Genomic DNA, 19,326 nt, shown 5'->3' with positions numbered 1-19,326 from the left:
CTGTGACACGTGGTGCAGGGGTTGCCCGGCCGCCCGTGCTGTGCCGTAATCGAAGCATCCGCGGGGCGGATCCTCGCGGTGTCGGAGCCGCGCCGGAAGGAGCGGCTGAAATGCACGAGTACGCATCCGGGTCGGGCGACGGGGCCACCGCGACGCCGGGAGGCCTGCTCGACCTGCTGCAGGTGGCGGCCGTGGTCCTGGACGGCGACGGACGGGTCGTGCTGTGGAGCCCCGAGGCCGAGCAGCTGCTCGGATACCTGGCGCGGGAGGCCCTCAACCGCAGGGCCGACGAGCTGCTGGTGTCCCCGGACAACCGGCAGCGGGCCCGGGACCTGTTCGCCCATGTGCGGTCCGGTGCCGGGTGGGCGGGCGTGTTCCCGCTTCAGCACCGGGACGGCACGGAGGTCCCGGTGGAGTTCCGCACCATGCGGCTGCGCGACCGCCGGGGGAACACGCACCTGCTGGGCCTCGCGGCGGACGCCACCACCGTACGGGGCGTCGAGCGGGATCTGGCCCTGTCGCACAGTCTGGTGCGGCAGACGCCGCTCGGCATCGCCGTGTTCGACACGGATCTGCGGTGGGTGAGCGTCAACCCCGCCCTGGAGCGGATGAACGGCATGCCCGGGGAAGCGGTCCTCGGACACCGCATCGGGGAGGTCCTGCCGGATCTCGACGTCGAGACGATCGAGTCGCGGATGCGGCATGTGCTGATCACGGGCAGGCCCCTGCTGGACCAGATGACCGTCGGCCGGACACCGGGGCACCCGGATCCCCGGGCGTTCTCCGAGTCGTACCACCGCATCGAGGACACGCACGGCCGCGTCCTCGGGCTGGCGATGGCCATCATCGACGTGACCGAGCGGCAGAACGCGGCGACGGAGGTCTCCGAGGCACGCGAACGGCTCTCGGTCATCGCGGACGCGGGCGCCCGCATCGGCACCACACTGGATCTTCAGCAGACCGCCCGTGAGCTGGCGGACGTGGCGGTGCCGCAGCTGGCCGACCTGGCGGCCGTCGACGTGCTGGAGACGGTGGTCACGCACGGCACCACCTCGGCGGTCACCGGCGACTCGCACGCCGAGTTCAGGGCGCTCGCGGTCGCGGCCGGCTACCTCACCGACGCGATCCACGCGGCGGACCCGGTGGGCGAGCTGGCCACGTACAGCTCGTCGAGGATCATCACGCAGTGCGTCCGCGAGGCCCGGCCGGTGCTGGTGGAGCGGGTGGACGCGGCGATGATGCGGCGGATCGCCAGGGACGCGCACGCCGCCCAGGCCCTGCACACGGCAGGCGTCCACTCCTATCTCGCCGTCCCGCTGGTGGCCCGGGGAGAGGTCCTCGGCACGCTCAGCCTCTACCGCTCGGTCAACACACGCGCCTTCGACGAGCAGGACCGCATCCTCGCCTCCGAGCTCGCCGCGCGGGCGGCCATCTGCGTCGACAACGCCCGCCTCTACGGGAGGGAACGCGCGGCCGCGCTGACCCTTCAGCGGAGTCTGCTGCCGCCCGCGCCCGCGGAGCACGCGGGCCTGGACATCGCCGCGCGGTATCTCCCGGCACTGAGCGAGGTGGGCGGCGACTGGTACGACGTGTTCTCGCTCGGGCCCGGCCGGACCGGGCTGATCGTGGGCGACGTGATGGGCAAGGGTGTGCAGTCGGCCGCGGTGATGGGGCAGTTGAGCACGGCCACCCGCGCACTCGCCCGGCTCGACCTGCCGCCCGCCGAGCTGCTGCGCCATCTCGACGACATCACGGGGTCGCTCGGCGACACGATCGCCACGTGCGTCTACGCGGTGTGCGACCTGGGCCGGGGAAGCTGCGAACTCTCCAGCGCCGGCCACCTGCCGCCCGTCCTCATCCGGCCCGACGGCGGCGCCGGGCTCCTGGAGATCCCCGGCGGGGTACCCCTGGGCGTGGGCGGTGTGGACTTCGGCACCATGGAGGTCGCCATGGCCCCGGGCTCCCTGCTCGCCCTGTACACCGACGGGCTGGTCGAGAACCGCTACGACCCCATCGACACGGGTCTGAACACGCTGACGCGACTGCTTCAGGGGCCGCAGCGCCCGCTGGAGACGACCAGCGACCAGCTGCTCGCCGCCCTGCGCCCCGAACCCGACGACGACGTGGCTCTGCTGCTGGTCCGCAGGCGGGCCTGACCGGGCACCCGCCGGACCCGCCGAGGCCCCGCGCCCGCTCAGGAGCCCGGGGTGATCCGGATCCCGAGCGTGCCGTCGCGGCCGCGGCGCAGCCGGCTGCCGAGCAGGGTGAGGCGGCCGGTCAGGCCGTACTTGCGGGCGATGAGCCGGCGGATGCGGTCGGTCCCTGCCTCGTCGAGGATCTCCGCCGTGGCGGGGAGCTGGGCGCCGGTCGGGTGGCCGCGCAGGTCACAGGGGCCGGCGAGGACGTCGGGGCGGTTGCGGATGCGTTTGACCTTGCCGGTGTCCGCGGCCGTCCAGATGCCGAGGGCGTCGCCGTCGCGGACCACCCAGACCGGTGTCGAGACTCCCGTGCCGTTCTTGCGGTAGCTGGTGACAAGCAGGTACTTGCCTGCGGCGAGCGCGTCCAGCGGGGAATCGTCCATACCTGAATTCTAGGTCGTGTCCGGCCCGTCCACTCGGGCCGGACCCGCCCCCGCGCTTCCCGCGCCGGCCCGCGGCGCCGCCGCCTCAGGACAACTGGCCGTCGTAGTCCGGCAGTTTGAAGGTCCGCTCGGCGTGGCCGCCCACGAGGTCGGAGGTGTTGTTCCCGACGTTCGCGATGATCGTGTATCCCTGCGACTCGATCGCCGCGCGCCTGCCGGTCTTGTAGGCGCTGACCTCGTCGAAGAGGTCGGGCAGGCTGCGCACGTGCAGTCCGTCGACGGGGTAGCCGACAGCCTTGAGGTTCCACTTCGTCTCGCTCGCGATGATGCCCGGACGCGCGGTCACGAAGAACACGGCGGCGCCCTGCGCGTGGGCGTAACGGGCCAGCGCCAGGGAGGCCTTGAGCGCCGGGGTGGGCAGCTCGTACCACGGATGGAAGTCCGTCTCCAGCGCGGTGTTGTCGATGTCGAAGACGACCGCGAGCTTCTGCCCGCCGGGGTGCGAGGTGCGCTGCTGCACATAGGGCTGTGCCTGGTCGATGACGGCCTGGACGTCACGCTGCCAGGTGGCGTAGTCGATGTCGGCCGCCTGCGCCGGCGCCGCGCTCACGGCTGCCGCGCGCGGGGCCGCCGCGGCGGCCCCCGTCGCGCCGGCGGTTCCGCCGAGGCCCAGCGCCACGACCACCGCGATGGCACCCGTCCGACGCCCCGTACCGCGTGCTCCCATGTCCGTCCCCTTCGTCGACCCGGAGCGGCGAGGATAGACGTTCCGCGCCGCGTCAGCCATGGTCACGACAAGAAATGGAGCGCAGGCGACGCGAAAGTTACCTCTGGGTAGAGAGTTCTCCCGCCGCTGCGGCCATCCGGCGCACCGCCTCCGTGATCAGCTCCGTCGAGGCCGCCGGTGCTGGGACTGGGACGGGATCGCGGTGGAGCGCACGGCCGTCGTGCCCGACGCGATGCTCGGGACCGGGGCTCACCGGCGTAGGGGCCCGCACGCCGGTCGGCCGCTGCGGCACAGGCACCCGGGGGCGCCCGTGACGGCCGGCTGCCCGGTGCCGGCGGCCCGCTGGACGTGGGCGGCAACTCGGCAGTCTAGATTGCCTGTTGACCGAGTGACTCCAGTGACCCCAGAAACCCAGGAGCCGACCGTGCCCGAGAACCAGGCAGCCGCGGAACACCCCTCCGAGCCGGTGCGCAGCCGCATCGTCACCACACAGCCGCACACCGCGCGGATCTGGAACTACTGGCTCGGCGGAAAGGACAACTACGAGGTCGACCGCGCCGCCGGCGACCAGATCCGTCAACTGCACCCCGGCATAGGCGACTACGCCCAGGCCGACCGCCTGTTCCTGGGGCGGGCGGTACGGCATCTGGTCGCCGACCGCGGGATCAGGCAGTTCCTCGACATCGGCACGGGGCTGCCGACGGCGGACAACACCCACGAGGTCGCCCAGCGCCTCGCCCCCGACGCGCGGATCGTGTACGTCGACAACGACCCGCTCGTCCTCGCCCATGCCCGCGCGCTCCTGACGAGCACCCCGGAAGGCAGCACGGACTACCTCGACGAGGACCTGCGCAATGTCGACGCGATCCTCGAACACGCCGCCAGAACACTGGACCTGAGCCGGCCGGTCGGACTGATGCTGCTCGGCGTCGTCATCTTCGTGAACGACGACGAGGAGGCGTACGGCATCGTGCGCCGCCTCCTGGACGCGCTCGCCCCCGGCAGCCACCTCGTCCTCTCGCACACCGTCACGAGTCCCGCGATGCCCGACGTGGACGCGGCCGTGGCCTTCTGGAACGAGCACGGCACCCCGAAGCTGACCCAGCGCACCCCGGAGGCGGTCGTCCGCTTCTTCGACGGGCTGGAACTCCTCGAACCGGGCGTGGTCTCCTGCTCGCGCTGGCGTCCGGAGACCGCCTTCGGCGAGGAGCCGGAGGAGGTGGCCATGTTCGGCGGGGTGGGGCGCAAGCTCTGACGGCGGCCGGTGCCGGGACACCTAAGGGCTGTCCCGCAATTCCCGGCGGGCGCACGGCGACAGCTACGGCACCTCGCCGCGTTGTCGGATCGCCCGAATACGCCCGGTATGAGGACGCCCCTCCGCCTTGCGATGCACCGCATCTGACGCCGCGCGCTGATCCACCGGGAATTGCGGGACAGCCCTTAGGCGCCGCGAGGTGAACACCGCGGCGCGTACGCACGTATGGAAGGGGGGCGTTCGACCGGCGCCCGGGCGGTGGTGACGCCGCGCAGCTCGGCTTCGGGAGCCATGGATGAGGCACGCACGACGACGGATCGTCCGACGGGGAGCGCGCTTCGCCGCCGTCGGCGGACTGCTCTGCGGTGGGCTGATGGTCACGCACGCCGTGGCGAGCGAGCCGTCCGGCACCTCGCGTGCGCAGGGGAGTTCCGCGGCGTCGGCCGCCGACACGGGGTCCGGGCTGGTCGCGCGCCTCGGCACGGACCGCGCCGCGGGCAGTTGGATCGGCTCCGACGGCCGCCCGGTCGTGGGCGTCACGGACGCGGGGGCGGCGGCCGAGGTGCGCAAGGCCGGCGCCCGGCCCAGAATCGTCGATCACAGCCTGCGGGACCTCAAGTCCGTGACGGAGAGCCTGGCTTCGGCCCCCCGGGTGCCCGGCACCGCCTGGGCCGTGGACTACGCGCACAACGAGGTGGTGGTCCGGGGCGACAGCACCGTCTCCGCCTCCGACTGGTCCCGTATGACGAAGCTGGCCGACGGCAGCGGGGACCGGGTCCGCATGGAGCGGACCCGGGGTGCGTTCACCACCCGGCTCAACGGCGCGCAGCCGATCCTTTCGAGCGGCGGACGCTGTTCGGCGGGGTTCAACGTGACCGACGGGCGCGGTGACTTCATCCTGACGGCCGGGCACTGCGGTCCGGCCGGCTCCGTCTGGTTCTCCGACACCAACGGCACCCGGCAGGTGGGGCGGACGGTGTCACGGTCGTTCCCCGGGGGTGACTTCTCGCTCGTGCAGTACGCGGCCGGCCAGACCGGCACGGACAGCAACGTCGTCGCCATCGGCGGGGACCGCGGGGTGCGGATCACGGCGGCCGCCGATCCGGCGGTCGGCCAGCGGGTCTTCCGCAGCGGCAGCACCAGCGGGCTGCGCGACGGCGAGGTGACCGCGCTCAACGCGACGGTCAACTACCCGGAGGGCACGGTCACCGGTCTCATCGAGACCACGGTGTGCGCCGAACCGGGCGACAGCGGCGGCCCGTTGTTCTCGGAAGGTGTCGCCCTGGGCGTGACGTCCGGCGGCAACGGCGACTGCGAAGCGGGCGGTACGACGTTCTTCCAGCCGGTGACCAAGGCGCTCACCGCGCTCGGTGTGCGCCTCGCCGGACAGCAGGGTGCGCCGGCGGCCGGCGGTCAGGCCGCACCGGCGCCCTCGGCCACGCAGGGTGCCGCCGTCGCGCCGGGTGCCGCGGCGCCGGGCTCGGTCGAGCCGGTGGGCACACCCGGCACCGCGGAGACGCTTGTGTCGCGGCTCACGGACCCCAGGAACATCGGGCCCGGCCTGCTGGTCATCGCGGGCAGCATCGTCGCCCTGGTCGCCACCCGGTACATCCGGACGGAACAGGACCGCAGCCGCTACCGCCGCCACTACGCGCAGAGTTGGGGATGATCTCCGCCGGGCGGCCGGGCCGGAGCACCGGCGGGCGCGGCCGCCCTGCGACGGCGGAGAGTGGGAAATCGGTCGGTGTGAGGCGCGCTCACGCAACCTGCGTGGTGCGCGGGGAGGCCGCTGCCCACTCGAGGACGAGCCGCTGGTACTCCCGCCGCTCGTCCATGGTCAGCGTCCCGCCCGTCCGGAACCAAAGAGCCCGGATCTCCTCGTTGACCTCGGCCGCGGAGCGCGCCGAAGCGGATTCAGGAGTGGTGGACATGATGTGAAGCATACGGCGCCCAGGGTGAAGGCGATGTGAGTAAAGACGCAATCAGGGGCATCCCGGACCGTGAAGCTGATCACTCCTGCCGGAACTGTCCCGTTCGCGAACGGGCGAACGGGCGCGTGCCCGCCGCCCGCGCGACGGCCGGTCAGGTGCCGGGCTTGCGGCCGTACACGAACACGTCGTCGCCGTTCTTCAGCAGCGACCAGTACTTCTTCGCGGTGGTGGTGGTCATGTTGACGCAGCCGTGCGAGCCCGGCGGGTTCCACATGCTGACGCCGACGGAGTGGAAGGCCTGACCGCCGTCGAAGAACTGGCTGTAGGGCATCGGGACGTTGTAGATGCTCGAGACGTGGTCGATGTCACGCCAGTAGACCTTCTTCAGGCCGGTGCGGGTCTCGTACCCGTCGCGCCCCGTCCGCACCGGGACCGGGCCGTAGACGAGCGTGCTGCCGTCCTGGATCCAGCTCAGCTGGAGCGTCAGGTTCACGCAGGCGATGCGGCCCTTGTTGACGGGACACGCGCCGTTCCTGTTGGGGTTGCTCCCGACGGCCTTCTGCTTGTTCATGAGATCCATCACACCCCAGGTGACGGACCCCGCGTAGCCGATGTTCGGGCTGATGCCGTGCTTGGTCTGGAACGCCTGGGTCGCCTTGCAGTCGGCGCTGGACTGCCTGCCGTCGACCGGGCGGCCGAGGAACTTCTCGACCTGCTTCTGATACGGGCCGGTCTGTGTGGTGCAGCTCGCGGCGTGCGCCGGCGAGGTGCCGAGCGCGAGCGAGAGCGGCGCGATCAGTCCGGTGATCCCGAGCGCGACGGCGCCCCGTCTGCGGATGTCCCCCATGGCAGGCCCTTCCCCTTCATTCGGTCTTGCGATCTCTGACACCTAGACCGACCGTCGGGGGAATCGGTTGTAGGTCCCCGCACGCTGCGACGGAACGGTGACATTACGCCTCGCCCCGGGCTCGGCATGCGAAGGGGCCACTTTTCCCCGACTGGCCCCTGAATTCGGTGCAGTGGACTGCCTACCCTGCGGGCATGCACCTCACTCTCGCCGAGGATCTGGCCCGGTTCCCCGCCCTCCTTCAGTCCGCGCGCGATCTCGCCGTCCGGGAGGTGAGCGGCCTCGCGGACCGGCCGGTCGCCCGGCCCGGGCGGGCGCCGGACGCCGAGCGGCTCCCGGCCGGGGGCGTCGGGGCCGAAGGTGCGCTGGCTCGATTCGCCGAGCGGTGGGCACCCGGGTTCTCCGGCTCCGCCGGCCCCCGCTATCTCGGCTTCGTCACCGGGGGCGCGACTCCGGCGGCCCTGGCCGGGGACTGGCTGACCGGCGCGTACGACCAGAACGTGTCCGGCGCGGGAGACTCGTCCGCGACCGCCCTGGAGCGCGAGACGCTGGGCTGGCTGCGCGAGCTGTTCGGCCTGGGCGACGAGCACGCCGGGGCCTTCGTGACCGGTGCGACCGTCTCCAACACGGTCGGTCTCGCCGTCGCCCGGGAATGGCTCGGTGAGCGCCTCGGGGTCTGCGTCTCGCGGGAGGGCACCGCGGCGCTGGGGCCCGTCGACGTACTGTCCGGCAGCCCCCACTCGAGCATCGCCAAGGCCATGTCCGTGCTCGGCATCGGCCGGGACCGGCTGCGCCGCGTTCCCGTGCTCGCCGGGAACCGCGAGGCAGTCGACGTCGGGCGGCTGGCCGAGGCGCTCGACGCTCTCGGCGGGCGGCCGGCCGTGGTGGTGGCCAACGCCGGGACCGTGAACACGGTCGACTTCGACGACCTGCGGGCGATCGCCGCACTCAAGGAGCGCCACGACTTCTGGCTCCACGTCGACGCCGCCTTCGGGGGTTTCGCCGCCCTCTCCCCCGCGCACGCCCACCTCACCGACGGTCTCGACGCGGCCGACTCGGTCTGTGTGGACCTGCACAAGTGGCTGAACGTGCCCTACGACGCGGCCGTCCAGTTCACCCGGCGCCAGGACCTCCAGGTCCGGGTCTTCCACAACGCCTCGCCCTACCTGGGACTCCCCACCGAGGACCCCGACTTCCTGCATCTGACGCCGGAGAACTCACGGCGGCTGCGCGCCCTGCCGTCCTGGTTCTCCCTGCTGGCGTACGGGCGTGAGGGGCACCGCGAGATCGTGGAGCGCAACATCGGGCTCGCCCGGCGGCTCGGCGAGCGCATCGCGGCCACCCCGGGCCTGCGCCTCCTGGCGCCCGTGCGTCTCAACGTCGTCTGCTTCACCCCGGCGGGCGACGCGACACGGGAACGGGTGCACGCCCTCGCCGCGGCCGTCGCCGCGTCCGGCGAGGCCTTCCTGACCCCGACGGTGTACGACGGGACGCATGCCCTGCGGGCCGCGTTCAGCAACTGGCGTACGTCGGAGGCGGACACGGACCTGGTGCACGACGCGCTGGTGCGGGCCCTGGCCACCCTGGAGCCGTGAGCGGTGCCCGCCCCGCTCCCGTGACACGGGCGGCCGGCTCATTCACCGTGCTGCCGGACCGCCTGCCGCCAGCCGGTGTTGACCGCCGTGAGGCCGCCGTCCACACACAGTGCCGTGCCGGTGATCCAGGCGGCGTCCCGCGAGGCGAGGAAGGCCACGGCGGCGGCGATGTCCTCCGGCTCCCCCACCCGGCCCAGCGGGTACAGCTCCCCCGCCGCGGCGAGGTCGGCGTCCCGGCCCGCCCAGGCCGTGGTGCGGACCGTGCCCGGCACCACCAGGTTCACCCGCACTCCCCGCGGGGCCGCGTGCCCGGCGAGGGTGCGGGTCAGGGAGACGAGGCCCGCCTTGGCCGCGCTGTAGGCATGGTTGCCGAAGTCCTGCGAGCCGTTGACGGAGCCGATGCCGACGACGGCGCCGCGGCCGGAGGCCACCAGGTGGGGCAGCGCGGCACGGCAGCAGCGGTAGGCGCCGGTCAGCGTGAGGTCGAGATCGCGTGCCCAGACCTCGTCGGGCTCGTCCTCGAAGAGCGGCTGGTCCGGGGTGCACCCGTACGCGTTGTTGACCAGCACGTCCAGCGAGCCGAACGCCTCCACCGCGTACGCCACCGCCCCCTCCACGGAGGCCCGTTCGGCCACGTCGCACAGGAACGCCTCGGCCCGGCCGCCCGCCGCCCGGATCGCCCCGGCGGTCCGCTCCGCCTCGGCCGTGTCGATGTCGGTGACGAGGACCGCGGCGCCCTCCTCGGCCAGCCGACGGGCTGTCGCGGCACCGATCCCGCGGGCCGCGCCGGTGATGAGAACTCCGTACCCCTCGAAACGTCTCGTCGCAGTCATACGGGCGACCGTAGTGCTCCGGCGATCACCCCGACAGCCGCGTGCGGGGGTTCGAGCGCCGCGCTCAGCGGTAGCCGGTCGGGTCCGCGGGCCGGCCCGGGTCCTGAACCTCGACCATGTAGCGCCAGGCGTCGGGGCGGCTGCCGTCGAGGTCGGTGAAGCCGTAGGTCCCGGCGAGCCCGCCGCTGGAGAGCGACTCTCCGTTCCAGCGGGCCCGTCCGGGGTCCGCGGCCAGCGCGGCCACCGCACGGCCGACGTAGCGGGGCGTCTCTGAGATGCCGAAGTGCGGGACACGCTCCAGGGCGTCGCGCCAGTTGTCCTCGCTCACCCCGAAATGCTCCAGCATCATCTCGGAGCGCAGCCAGCCGGGTGTGAGGGCGACGGCGGTGGCGCCACGCGGCCCGATCTCGTGGCCGAGAGCGAACGCCATGCGCAGGACGGACGACTTGGCGAGGTCGTAGAAGAAGGAGACGCGGTAGTTGGCGCGGTTGTACTCGGCGGTGCCGTCGGTCATCTCGACGACGAGGCCGCCGGGGTGACGCAGCAGCAGAGGCAGGGCGTGGTGGCTGGTGATCGCGTGGGTCTCGACCCCGAGCCGCAGCAGCCGCAGACCGTTGTCGAGGTCGTGCTCCCAGACGGGGGTGTCCCACTCGAAGAGCAGTTCGCCGCCCCAGACGTCGTTGACGAGTACGTCCAGGCGGCCCCGCTCGTCCGCGATCCGGTCCACGAGCGCGCGGACCTCGGACGGCACCAGGTGATCGGTGGGTACGGCGATGCCGTGCCCGCCCGCCGCGGTCACCAGGTCCGCGGTGTCCTCCAGGGTCTCCGGCCGGTCGTACTCCGAGCGCCGGGCGCGCGTACTGCGCCCGGTGACGTAGACGACGGCTCCGGCCGCGCCCAGCTCGACGGCGATTCCGCGGCCCGCGCCCCGGGTCGCCCCCGCGACCAGCGCGACCTTGCCGTCCAGCACTCCTGCCATGTCCCGACCTCCCGTGTTCCGTGACACCACCTTGACCGACGCGGCGCGTCGGCCGGTGTCACTCCGAGGGTGTCGTGAAAGGCGGACACCCTCTGTCGCCATTTCTCGGCGACCTGCGGCGGGCTCGGGACCCGACCGCGCGGGTTCCGCCTGCCCGCACCGGGTGGCGGGTCCCGGGGCGGGCATCCCCCGTGTGCGGGCCCCGGCCGTACGGGGCCCGCACGGCCGGGGCGCCGGGCTCTCAGTGGCCGCGCGCGATCCACTCCTCCAGGTGCGGGGCCTCCGCGCCGACGGTGGTCGACTCCCCGTGCCCCGTCCGCACCACGGTGTCCGCCGGGAGGCCCAGCAGACGCTCGCGGATCGACTCGACGATCGTCGGGAAGTGCGAGTAGGAGCGGCCGGTGGCTCCCGGTCCGCCCTGGAAGAGGGTGTCGCCGGTGAAGACGCTGCCCAGACCCGGGGCGTACAGGCAGACCGCGCCCGGGGCGTGGCCCGGTGTGTGCAGGACGGTCAGGTCGGTGCCTGCCACCTCGATGACCTGGCCGTCGGCCAGCCAGGCGTCGGGGAGGCGGCCGGGGTGGGTCTGCTTCCACAGGGGCAGGTCGTCGGGGTGCAGCCAGATCGTGGCGCCGGTCCGCTCGGCGAGGGCGGGCGCGGCGTCGATGTGGTCGTTGTGCGCGTGGGTGCACACGATGGCCCGCAGCGTGCGGTCGCCCAGGGCTACGGCGATGGCGTCGGCGTCGTGGGCGGCGTCGATGACGATCGCCTCGTGGTCGTCGCCGACGATCCAGACGTTGTTGTCGACGTCCCAGGTGCCGCCGTCGAGCGAGAACGTGCCGGAGGTGACGAGTTGGTCGATGCGTGTGTGCGTCATCAGAACACCACCACCGAGCGCAGGACGTCGCCCTGGTGCATCCGCTCGAAGGCCTGCTCCACCTCGTCGAGCGCGATCGTCTCCGACACGAACGCGCCGAGGTCCAGCCGGCCCTGGAGGTGCAGGTCGATCAGCATCGGGAAGTCCCGGGACGGGAGGCAGTCGCCGTACCAGGACGACTTGAGGGATCCGCCGCGTCCGAAGACGTCCAGCAGGGGCAGTTCGAGTTTCATCTCGGGTGTGGGCACGCCGACGAGGACGACCGTGCCGGCCAGGTCGCGGGCGTAGAAGGCCTGCCGGTACGTCTCCGGGCGGCCGACGGCCTCGATGACGACGTCGGCGCCGAAGCCGCCGGTCAGTTCGCGGATGGCCTCGACGGGATCGCTCTCACGGGAGTTGACCGTGTGCGTGGCGCCCAGTTCCCGGGCGGTGGTCAGCTTGCGGTCGTCGATGTCGACGGCGATGATCCGCGCCGCCCCGGCCAGCCGGGATCCGGCGATCGCGGCGTCGCCGACGCCGCCGCAGCCGATGACGGCGACCGAGTCCCCGCGTCCGACGCCGCCGGTGTTGATCGCGGCCCCGATGCCCGCCATCACGCCGCAGCCGAGCAGCCCGGCCACGGCGGGCGACACCGCCGGGTCGACCTTGGTGCACTGTCCGGCGGCGACCAGGGTCTTCTCGGCGAACGCGCCGATGCCGAGGGCCGGTGACAGCTCCGTGCCGTCCGTGAGGGTCATCCGCTGCCGGGCGTTGTGCGTGTCGAAGCAGTACTGCGGGCGGCCGCGCCGGCACGCGCGGCACTGTCCGCACACGGCACGCCAGTTGAGGATCACGAAGTCGCCGGGCGCGACGTCCGTGACGTCCGGGCCGACGGACTCGACGACGCCGGCGGCCTCGTGGCCGAGCAGGAAGGGGAAGTCGTCGTTGATGCCGCCCTGCTTGTAGTGCAGGTCGGTGTGGCAGACCCCGCAGGCCTGGATCCGCACCACGGCCTCGCCGGGCCCCGGATCGGGCACGACGACGGTCTCGACGCGCACCGGCTGATCCTTCCCCGGTGCGATCACGCCACGTACTTCCTGCGCCATGTGAGCAACCTTTCCTCGGTCGGCTTTCCGTCGACCGACCCTACGGGGTGACCGGCCGGTAGCAGGCCAGGCGGCCCGGGGTCCCCCGCCGCCGGTGCGGCCACCGGGCGACGTAGCCTGAGTGCCCCGCCCCGACTCCCCCGAGGAGCGCCGTGAGCAGCGCCGAGTCCGAAGCCGCCCCGCCCGCCTGGCGCCTGCTCCTCGGCTACGTACGGCCGCACCGGTGGGCCCTGTTGGGGGGCGCGCTGCTCGCGCTGGGCACCGGGGCCACCGGTCTGGTGCTGCCCCTGGTCGCCAGGGGGCTCATCGACGACCTGGAGCACGACCGCTCCATCACCGGTGCCCTGCTGGGCATGTCGGTGCTGGTGGTCGCCAACGCGGCGGTGGGCGGGCTGGGTTCGTACGTCCTGCGGCGCACCGCCGAGTCCGTGGTGCTCGGCGCGCGGCGCACGCTCTCGTCGTATCTGCTGCGGCTGCGCGTCCCGGCGGTGGACCGCAGCGAGCCGGGCGACCTGATGGCCCGAGTCACCTCCGACACGACGCTGTTGCGGGAGGTCACCACGGACTCGCTGGTCGGTCTCGGCACCGGCGGACTGACCCTCGTCGCGACGGTCGTCATGATGGGGTTCGTCGACCCGGTGCTGCTCGCCGTCACCCTCGCGGTGATCCTCGGCGCGGGCACCGTGCTCGGTGTCATCGTGCCGCGCATCAACCGGGCGAGCCGCCGGGCACAGGACGCGGTCGGCGTCATGGGTGCCGCGCTGGAGCGGATCCTCGGCGCGCTGCGCACGGTGAAGGCGTCCGGCGCCGAGGACCGCGAGGAGCGGACCGTCCACGCGGCGGCGCAGGAGTCGTGGCGGCAGAGCGTCAGCGCGGCCAAGTGGTCGGCCGCCGCGGGCAACACGGCCGGTCTGGCGATGCAGATCGCGTTCATCACGGTGCTCGCGGTGGGTGGCGCCCGGGTCGCGACCGGTGCCGTCGATGTCGGCACGCTGGTCGCCTTCCTCCTGTACGTCTTCTATCTGATGTCGCCGATCCAGCAGGTCGTCGGCGCCGTCACGCAGTACCAGAGCGGGTCCGCGGCCCTCGCCAGGATCCAGGAGGCCTTGAGCCTGCCGGCCGAACCGGCGGCCCGGCCCGCGCCGTTGCCCTCCCCCGGCGCGGAACCGGCCGCGCTCGCCTTCGAGGACGTCCGCTTCCGGTACGCCGACGATCTGCCGTACGTCCACCACGGGGTGACGTTCGCCGTCCCGGCCCGGGGCATGACCGCGTTCGTCGGCCCCTCCGGTGCGGGCAAGACCACCGTGTTCTCCCTCATCGAGCGGTTCTACGACCCCGAGGCGGGCGTCATCAGCGTCGACGGCCGTCCGCTTCAGGAGTGGGAGCTGCCCCGGCTGCGCGCGGCCATCGGCTATGTGGAGCAGGACGCCCCGGTGCTCTCGGGGTCGATGCGCGACAACCTGCTCCTCGGCAATCCGGACGCGGACGAGGCCGAGCTGGACCGGGTCGTGAAGACCACCCGTCTGGAGGGCCTGATCGAGCGGCTGCCCCTGGGACTCGACACGCTCGTCGGCCACCGGGGCACCAGGCTGTCCGGGGGCGAACGCCAGCGCGTGGCGATCGCCCGCGCCCTGTTGCGGCGGCCCCGTCTGCTGCTCCTCGACGAGGCCACCTCACAGCTGGACGCCGTGAACGAGGCGGCGCTGCGCGACACGGTCGCCGACGTCTCCCGTACGACGACGGTCCTCGTGGTCGCGCACCGGCTGTCCACCGTGACGATGGCGGACCGGATCGTCGTGATGGACGCGGGCCGGGTCCGCGCGGTGGGTACCCACCGTGAACTCGTCGCCGGGGACCCCCTCTACGCCGAGCTGGCCGCCACGCAGTTCCTCGCGACCGCGGGCTGACCGCCGCTCACCGGGTCACCCACGGCCGTCCTCGCGCCGGGCGCCGCCGCCCGACGGCCGGGCGCCCGTCGGTGACGGGACGTCAGAACGGGTAGCGCGCCTGCTGCGTGGCGAGGGTAACCCAGCGTGTGCTGGAGAAGGCCTCGATGCCCCAGCGCCCGCCGAAGCGGCCGTAGCCGGACGCCTTGACGCCGCCGAAGGGCGCGTGCGGCTCGTCGGCGACGGACTGGTCGTTGATGTGCACGATGCCGGTACGGACCCGGCGCGCGACGGCGAGCCCGTGGGTGGCGTTCTCCGTGATGACGCCGCAGGTCAGTCCGTTGTCGGTGTCGTTGGCCGCGGCGACGGCGCTGTCGTCGTCGGTGAAGGTCTCGATGACGCAGACCGGGCCGAACGCCTCCGCGTAGTACAGCTCGGCTTCCTTCGGCACGTCGGTGAGCACGGTCGCCCGGTGCACCGCACCCTCCGGTTCGCCGGCTCCGGTGAGGACGGTGGCACCTTTGGATACGGCGTCCTCGACGAGCGCGGCGACGCGCCGGGCGGCGGAGGCGCTGACGAGCGGGCCGAGGACGGTGTGCGGGTGCCCGGGGTCGCCGGCCTTCAGCGAGGCGACCTTCGCGGTGAACTTCCGGGTGAACTCCTCGGCCACGGACTCGTGGACGAGGACACGGTCGCCCGACATGCAGATCTGGCCGGAGTTCATGAACACGCCGAAGGTGACGGCGTCGACGGCGTAGTCCACGTCGGCGTCGTCCAGGACGAGCACCGCGTTCTTGCCGCCCAACTCCAGTACGGCCGGTTTGAGATGGGTCGCGGCATGCGTACCGATGATGCGGCCCACGTCCGTGGACCCGGTGAAGTTGACGGCGCGGACACGGGGGTCGGCGATCAGCGTCTCGGCGATCTCGGCCGCGTCCTCGCGCGCGTTGGTGATCACGTTCAGGACCCCGGCGGGGAGCCCCGCCTCCCGCAGCACGTCGGCGACCAGCAGGGCACAGGCGATCGGCGCGTCCTCACTGGCCTTCACGACGACGGTGTTGCCCGCGGCCAGCGGCGCCGCGACGGCCCGTACGCCGAGGATGACGGGCGCGTTCCACGGGGCGAAGGCGGCGACGACGCCCAGCGGCTCGCGTACCGCGAGTCCCAGCACGCCCTCTTCCTGGGCGCTGAGCACCTCGCCGCGCGGGGCGGTGATCGCGGCGGCGGCCTCGCGCAAGATGTTGGCGGCGAGCGCCGCGTTGAAGTGCGCCCAGGGACGGGTGGCGCCCGCCTCCCGTGCCATCAGCTCCGCCACCTCGTCGCCCTTGGCGTCGAGGAGGTCGGCCGCCCTGAGGAAGATCGCCCGGCGGGCGAAGGGGGCGAGCGCCGCCCACGAGCCGAACGCCGCGTCGGCCGCGTCCACGGCCCGGGTGACGTCGCGCGGCCCCGCCGCGGCGACCGTCGCGTACACCTCGCCGGTGTAGGGGTCGACGTCCTCGGCGGTGCGGCCCGAGGCGGCGGGAACGTCCTTGCCGCCGATCAGCAGTTCACGGGTGATGGCCATGGCGCGGATTCCTTCGGTAGCACTACGGCGGTACACATCCAGGATGCCCGGAGTCCCGCCGGGCGGAGCGGTGCGGGCGGACACCTCGGTTCGCCCAGTGGGTTTTCGTTCATTCGACTGCCCGGGGCTGCGACCCCGCCTGGACGGAGTCAAGGGCCCCCGCCGGGGCGGGGGCCCTTGAAAGTGGTGCGTCCGGATCCGGTGGCCGTCCGGCGCGTCCGGTGCTGGGCCGTGTCCGACCTAGCCGACGGGGAGCAGCCCGAAGACGGGGGCGACGAGGTCGGTGGCCTGGTGCAGCTGGTTGAGGTCGTGCAGTCGGTTGAGCCCCGCGAGCTGGCTGGAGACGTGCGGGAGCTGTTCCCGGTGCTGCGCCGGGACATTGCTCTGGGCGATCGCGTCGAGCTGGGCGACCGGGCTGATCGGCGCCACGCCCAGGGTGTCGGCACCGAGTGCGCTCGCGGCGGGAGCGGCGAGGCCCGTGGCACTGACGGCAAGACCAACGGCGGCAACGATGCGTCGTGTTGAGATCATGCCTTCAGCAACGGCCGCGGGGCCCGGCCGGACACGGCCGCGCCGGGCTCCTCACCCGAGAGGCGCACAGGACGGGCCGCGCTTGCCTCCCGCGTCGCAGGGGAGGACGCTCGAAGGAGAGGCCCTCGCGGCCCGCTCCCTGCCGGGCCGCGCCCTCGCGAGGAGGTCATCATGGGCACCGCAGCAGGCCCCGCGTTCGACACCGAAGCCCTGCGCCGGGGCATCGAAGGACACAGTGCGGCGACGCTCCTGTCGCTCTACGCGGACGACGCCGAGGTACGCGTCGTCGACCGCAACACGCAGCCCAGCCACCCGATGGTCGTGCACGGACGGGCCAGGATCGGCGAGATGCTGGACGACGTGTACAGCCGGGACATGACCCACAAGCTGGAGCAGTGCGTCATCGACGGCGACCACGTCGCCTTCATCGAGTCCTGCGAGTACCCGGACGGCGTGAAGGTGCTGTCCCAGTCCATGGTCGCGCTGCGGGACGGCAAGATCGTCGATCACACCCTGCTGCAGGCATGGGACGAGTAACCAGGCAGTGGCCCTCCGTCCGGTTCACGTCCCGGGTGAGCTGGACCTTCTCGGCGAGGGCGACTTTGGGCGGGTCGCGTCCTGCTGCCGCCCGCCGGCCGGTCCCGGTCCCGGCGACCGGCCGGCGGGCGTCGCTCCGTCTGCTGCGGTCGGTGCTGCGCACGGTGTCCCGCCGCCCGCGCCCTCCGGTCCCGCCTGCCCCTCGCAGGCGCCTGCCGCCGCGGTGAGCGGGTTCGTGGTACCCCCTGGTCAGCGCATCCACGCGCTGTACGACATCACGTCACCCGCCTCGACGCCGTACTCGGGGGCGCCCTTCGTCACGGTGTCCTCCAGCCCGAGGACGGCACCGGTCGCCGGATCGAGGATCAGCATCCGGCGCGTGGAACGCGCCGGGTCGTCGTACACGTACGCCTGTCCTTCGCGCCCCAGCCGGTCGGTGACCGCGCCGGCCGGGCGTAGCCCCGGAGCGTCGGCCAGGAGACGCACGAGCGCGGCCGACTCGCGACCGCCCGGTGTCCAGTGGTCCAGCAGCACGGCGGTGGCGTCGAGCAGGCGGGGCGTGTTCAGCGCCTCGACGGGGTCGATCTCCTCCAGATAGGCGCGCAGCCGGCGGGCGTCGTGCGGCGGGCGGGCCTCGGGAGGGGCGTCGCTCCAGCTCGGCGGGTAGGTCCGCCGGCTGAGCACATGTCCGTCCTCGACGGTGCGCGGCGTGTCGTCGCCGCCCGTGATGACGGGTCTGCCGGGACGGCGCGGGTCGGTCGCCACCACGAGTTCGGTGTGGCTGCCGTCCGCCTTCCAGCGGACGACGCGTTCCTCGGGCAGGGTGAGCGGCGGCCGGGAGCCGGGCCCGCTCGTCATGGCAAGGCTCCAGGTCTGGACATGCGTGCCCCGGCGCAGTCGTGGCGCGTCGACCGCCGACGCCGCCCGGTCGGCGACGCGGTCCAGGGGTACGGCGGCGGAACCCGTTCGCACGACGAGGGGGCGGGGCGCGGCGACGGCGGGAGGCGCCGTCGTCCCGGACAGCAGCAGGGTGAGTGCGAGGGCCGCCACGACGACGGTCGCGGCGATGCCCCAGGCCCAGCCGCGCGCGGGCGATGCGCCTCGGGCCGCACGTGCGCCCAGCAGCAGGTTGGTCAGCCGGCGTTCGGCATGGTGGTCCAGCGGCCGGTCCCGGAACCGGGGATCGCCGGACGGCACCGGGTTGGCGCGGCGCAGCAGGTCTAGTTCGTCAGCCATGGCCGTGCTCCTTCGTGCTGACGTGGCGGCGTGCCGGTGCTGCGAGCGTCTCGGCCGCCGACGGGCCGCCGGGGCCGCACATGCGGTCGATCTCGACTCTCAGGCGGCGGCGGGCGCGGTGCAGCCGCATCGCCGCCGCCCTGCTGCCGCAGCCGAGCACGACAGCGACCTCGTCGACACCGAGCTCCTCCCAGGCCGTGAGGCGCAGCACCTCCTGGTCGGCGGGGGTGAGGCGGGCGAGCGCGTCGTGCACCCAGTCGCCGGGGCTCTCGGCGTCAGGGCTGTCCACGATCTGCCGGCCGTGCGCGGTCTCGTGATGGCCGAGCCGGTCGACGAGCCGTCGCCGGCGGCCGTAGCCCCGTACGGCGTTGGCGAGGCAGTTGCGGGCGACCCCGTAGAGCCAGGGCAGCGGGGCCCGCGGCAGTTCGGAACGCCGGCGCCAGGCGACGGTGAACACCTCCGCCACCACTTCCTCCACCTCGCTCGTCCGGCCGTCCAGTCGCCGCGCGACGTAGCGGCTGACCGCCCAGTAGTGCTCGCGATAGGCAGCGGCGAAGGTCTCGTCGTCGCTCATGCTCCGTAGGTGTCCGGCAGGTCCGTGATCGTCACACCCGTCGGTGTGACGCTCGTCGCTCGGCCCCAGTGTGACGGCGGCGCGGGGTGCGGACACAGGCGGGGCATGGAGAGCAACACTGTGCCGGCGACGCGCACCGCGCCGCCCGCCCCCGTATCCGCGCGCCGCCCCGGAAGAACGGTGGTCAGGTGGCTGGCCACCACGGACCACAAGACGATCGGCTCGCTGTACCTGATCACGTCGTTCGCGTTCTTCTGCATCGGTGGCGTCATGGCGCTGCTGATGCGTGCC

The 19,326-nt window shown here is 73.0% G+C and carries 18 protein-coding genes and 1 pseudogene; 7 read left to right on the top strand and 12 right to left on the bottom strand.

Annotation, left to right across the window (positions count from 1 at the left end):
- Window positions 1–110: 110 nt before the first annotated feature.
- Window positions 111–2,156 carry a SpoIIE family protein phosphatase gene (locus ACFYP4_RS20800; RefSeq protein ID WP_358855051.1) on the top strand — a complete coding sequence of 682 codons (2,046 nt, stop codon included), beginning with the start codon at window positions 111–113 and terminating at the stop codon, window positions 2,154–2,156.
- A gap of 38 nt (window positions 2,157–2,194) precedes the next feature.
- On the opposite strand, the gene ACFYP4_RS20795 is transcribed toward ACFYP4_RS20800, so the two are convergent.
- Window positions 2,195–2,581 carry a PPOX class F420-dependent oxidoreductase gene (locus ACFYP4_RS20795; protein WP_388786939.1) on the bottom strand — a complete coding sequence of 129 codons (387 nt, stop codon included), beginning with the start codon at window positions 2,579–2,581 and terminating at the stop codon, window positions 2,195–2,197.
- Between the two features lie 85 nt (window positions 2,582–2,666).
- Window positions 2,667–3,308: an HAD family acid phosphatase gene (locus ACFYP4_RS20790; RefSeq protein WP_388786936.1), complete on the bottom strand. Its 642-nt coding sequence runs from the start codon at window positions 3,306–3,308 to the stop codon at window positions 2,667–2,669.
- A 424-nt stretch (window positions 3,309–3,732) separates the two neighbouring features.
- Between ACFYP4_RS20790 and ACFYP4_RS20785 the strand changes: the two genes are divergently transcribed.
- Together ACFYP4_RS20785 and ACFYP4_RS20780 are read left to right on the top strand one after the other, a co-directional pair.
- On the top strand, window positions 3,733–4,563 hold the full coding sequence (locus ACFYP4_RS20785) for an SAM-dependent methyltransferase (RefSeq protein WP_388786933.1): 831 nt from the start codon (window positions 3,733–3,735) through the stop codon (window positions 4,561–4,563).
- Between the two features lie 295 nt (window positions 4,564–4,858).
- Window positions 4,859–6,232, top strand: a complete 1,374-nt coding sequence (locus ACFYP4_RS20780; protein WP_388786930.1) for a S1 family peptidase — start codon at window positions 4,859–4,861, stop codon at window positions 6,230–6,232.
- An 88-nt stretch (window positions 6,233–6,320) separates the two neighbouring features.
- On the opposite strand, the gene ACFYP4_RS20775 is transcribed toward ACFYP4_RS20780, so the two are convergent.
- Window positions 6,321–6,506 carry a hypothetical protein gene (locus ACFYP4_RS20775; RefSeq protein ID WP_358855046.1) on the bottom strand — a complete coding sequence of 62 codons (186 nt, stop codon included), beginning with the start codon at window positions 6,504–6,506 and terminating at the stop codon, window positions 6,321–6,323.
- A 139-nt stretch (window positions 6,507–6,645) separates the two neighbouring features.
- Window positions 6,646–7,341, bottom strand: a complete 696-nt coding sequence (locus tag ACFYP4_RS20770; protein ID WP_388786927.1) for a L,D-transpeptidase — start codon at window positions 7,339–7,341, stop codon at window positions 6,646–6,648.
- Window positions 7,342–7,535: 194 nt separating this feature from the next.
- On the opposite strand from ACFYP4_RS20770, the gene ACFYP4_RS20765 reads away from it, so the two are divergent.
- Complete coding sequence (locus ACFYP4_RS20765) at window positions 7,536–8,936, top strand: pyridoxal phosphate-dependent decarboxylase family protein (protein ID WP_388786924.1); 1,401 nt, start codon at window positions 7,536–7,538, stop codon at window positions 8,934–8,936.
- A gap of 38 nt (window positions 8,937–8,974) precedes the next feature.
- Here ACFYP4_RS20765 and ACFYP4_RS20760 read toward each other — a convergent pair whose 3' ends face one another.
- From ACFYP4_RS20760 to ACFYP4_RS20745, 4 genes are all read right to left on the bottom strand, one after another.
- Entirely contained in the window at window positions 8,975–9,769 is a 795-nt protein-coding gene (locus ACFYP4_RS20760; RefSeq protein ID WP_358855043.1) for an SDR family NAD(P)-dependent oxidoreductase, read from the bottom strand.
- Between the two features lie 64 nt (window positions 9,770–9,833).
- Complete coding sequence (locus tag ACFYP4_RS20755) at window positions 9,834–10,748, bottom strand: SDR family oxidoreductase (RefSeq protein ID WP_358855042.1); 915 nt, start codon at window positions 10,746–10,748, stop codon at window positions 9,834–9,836.
- Between the two features lie 241 nt (window positions 10,749–10,989).
- Entirely contained in the window at window positions 10,990–11,622 is a 633-nt protein-coding gene (locus ACFYP4_RS20750; protein WP_388786921.1) for an MBL fold metallo-hydrolase, read from the bottom strand.
- Window positions 11,622–12,707 carry an S-(hydroxymethyl)mycothiol dehydrogenase gene (locus ACFYP4_RS20745; protein WP_358855040.1) on the bottom strand — a complete coding sequence of 362 codons (1,086 nt, stop codon included), beginning with the start codon at window positions 12,705–12,707 and terminating at the stop codon, window positions 11,622–11,624. The genes ACFYP4_RS20750 and ACFYP4_RS20745 overlap by 1 nt, the downstream gene beginning before the upstream one ends.
- 152 nt (window positions 12,708–12,859) lie before the next feature.
- On the opposite strand from ACFYP4_RS20745, the gene ACFYP4_RS20740 reads away from it, so the two are divergent.
- On the top strand, window positions 12,860–14,614 hold the full coding sequence (locus tag ACFYP4_RS20740) for an ABC transporter ATP-binding protein (RefSeq protein WP_388786917.1): 1,755 nt from the start codon (window positions 12,860–12,862) through the stop codon (window positions 14,612–14,614).
- Between the two features lie 82 nt (window positions 14,615–14,696).
- Here the strand turns inward: ACFYP4_RS20740 and ACFYP4_RS20735 are convergent, their stop codons facing one another.
- Window positions 14,697–16,157: an aldehyde dehydrogenase family protein gene (locus tag ACFYP4_RS20735; RefSeq protein WP_358855038.1), complete on the bottom strand. Its 1,461-nt coding sequence runs from the start codon at window positions 16,155–16,157 to the stop codon at window positions 14,697–14,699.
- Between the two features lie 240 nt (window positions 16,158–16,397).
- A complete protein-coding gene (locus ACFYP4_RS20730) occupies window positions 16,398–16,688 on the bottom strand; it encodes a hypothetical protein (protein ID WP_358855037.1) in 291 nt (96 codons plus the stop codon).
- A gap of 171 nt (window positions 16,689–16,859) precedes the next feature.
- Here ACFYP4_RS20730 and ACFYP4_RS20725 point away from each other — a divergent pair, with 171 nt between their 5' ends.
- Complete coding sequence (locus ACFYP4_RS20725; RefSeq protein ID WP_358855036.1) at window positions 16,860–17,225, top strand: nuclear transport factor 2 family protein; 366 nt, start codon at window positions 16,860–16,862, stop codon at window positions 17,223–17,225.
- A gap of 249 nt (window positions 17,226–17,474) precedes the next feature.
- On the opposite strand, the gene ACFYP4_RS20720 is transcribed toward ACFYP4_RS20725, so the two are convergent.
- Entirely contained in the window at window positions 17,475–18,461 is a 987-nt protein-coding gene (locus tag ACFYP4_RS20720) for a CU044_5270 family protein (RefSeq protein ID WP_388786912.1), read from the bottom strand.
- On the bottom strand, window positions 18,454–19,035 hold the full coding sequence (locus tag ACFYP4_RS20715; RefSeq protein WP_388786909.1) for an RNA polymerase sigma factor: 582 nt from the start codon (window positions 19,033–19,035) through the stop codon (window positions 18,454–18,456). The genes ACFYP4_RS20720 and ACFYP4_RS20715 overlap by 8 nt, the downstream gene beginning before the upstream one ends.
- A 105-nt stretch (window positions 19,036–19,140) precedes the next feature.
- Here ACFYP4_RS20715 and ACFYP4_RS20710 point away from each other — a divergent pair.
- Window positions 19,141–19,326: pseudogene (locus tag ACFYP4_RS20710) on the top strand (cytochrome ubiquinol oxidase subunit I); the annotation flags it as partial.

It is taken from the genome of Streptomyces sp. NPDC005551 (assembly GCF_042871785.1).
In the GTDB taxonomy this organism is placed as follows: Bacteria; Actinomycetota; Actinomycetes; order Streptomycetales; family Streptomycetaceae; genus Streptomyces.
The sequence above is the reverse complement of the archived record's forward strand: the minus strand, read 5'-3'. Positions and strand labels throughout refer to the sequence as shown.

Bases quoted from the DNA above. Each gene is read 5' to 3' on its own strand.
- ACFYP4_RS20800 (WP_358855051.1), top strand. From the start codon at position 111: ATGCACGAGTACGCATCCGGGTCGGGCGACGGGGCCACCGCGACGCCG.
- ACFYP4_RS20795 (WP_388786939.1), bottom strand. From the start codon at position 2,581: ATGGACGATTCCCCGCTGGACGCGCTCGCCGCAGGCAAGTACCTGCTT.
- ACFYP4_RS20790 (WP_388786936.1), bottom strand. From the start codon at position 3,308: ATGGGAGCACGCGGTACGGGGCGTCGGACGGGTGCCATCGCGGTGGTC.
- ACFYP4_RS20780 (WP_388786930.1), top strand. From the start codon at position 4,859: ATGAGGCACGCACGACGACGGATCGTCCGACGGGGAGCGCGCTTCGCC.
- ACFYP4_RS20775 (WP_358855046.1), bottom strand. From the start codon at position 6,506: ATGCTTCACATCATGTCCACCACTCCTGAATCCGCTTCGGCGCGCTCC.
- ACFYP4_RS20770 (WP_388786927.1), bottom strand. From the start codon at position 7,341: ATGGGGGACATCCGCAGACGGGGCGCCGTCGCGCTCGGGATCACCGGA.
- ACFYP4_RS20765 (WP_388786924.1), top strand. From the start codon at position 7,536: ATGCACCTCACTCTCGCCGAGGATCTGGCCCGGTTCCCCGCCCTCCTT.
- ACFYP4_RS20760 (WP_358855043.1), bottom strand. From the start codon at position 9,769: ATGACTGCGACGAGACGTTTCGAGGGGTACGGAGTTCTCATCACCGGC.
- ACFYP4_RS20755 (WP_358855042.1), bottom strand. From the start codon at position 10,748: ATGGCAGGAGTGCTGGACGGCAAGGTCGCGCTGGTCGCGGGGGCGACC.
- ACFYP4_RS20750 (WP_388786921.1), bottom strand. From the start codon at position 11,622: ATGACGCACACACGCATCGACCAACTCGTCACCTCCGGCACGTTCTCG.
- ACFYP4_RS20745 (WP_358855040.1), bottom strand. From the start codon at position 12,707: ATGGCGCAGGAAGTACGTGGCGTGATCGCACCGGGGAAGGATCAGCCG.
- ACFYP4_RS20735 (WP_358855038.1), bottom strand. From the start codon at position 16,157: ATGGCCATCACCCGTGAACTGCTGATCGGCGGCAAGGACGTTCCCGCC.
- ACFYP4_RS20730 (WP_358855037.1), bottom strand. From the start codon at position 16,688: ATGATCTCAACACGACGCATCGTTGCCGCCGTTGGTCTTGCCGTCAGT.
- ACFYP4_RS20725 (WP_358855036.1), top strand. From the start codon at position 16,860: ATGGGCACCGCAGCAGGCCCCGCGTTCGACACCGAAGCCCTGCGCCGG.
- ACFYP4_RS20720 (WP_388786912.1), bottom strand. From the start codon at position 18,461: ATGGCTGACGAACTAGACCTGCTGCGCCGCGCCAACCCGGTGCCGTCC.
- ACFYP4_RS20715 (WP_388786909.1), bottom strand. From the start codon at position 19,035: ATGAGCGACGACGAGACCTTCGCCGCTGCCTATCGCGAGCACTACTGG.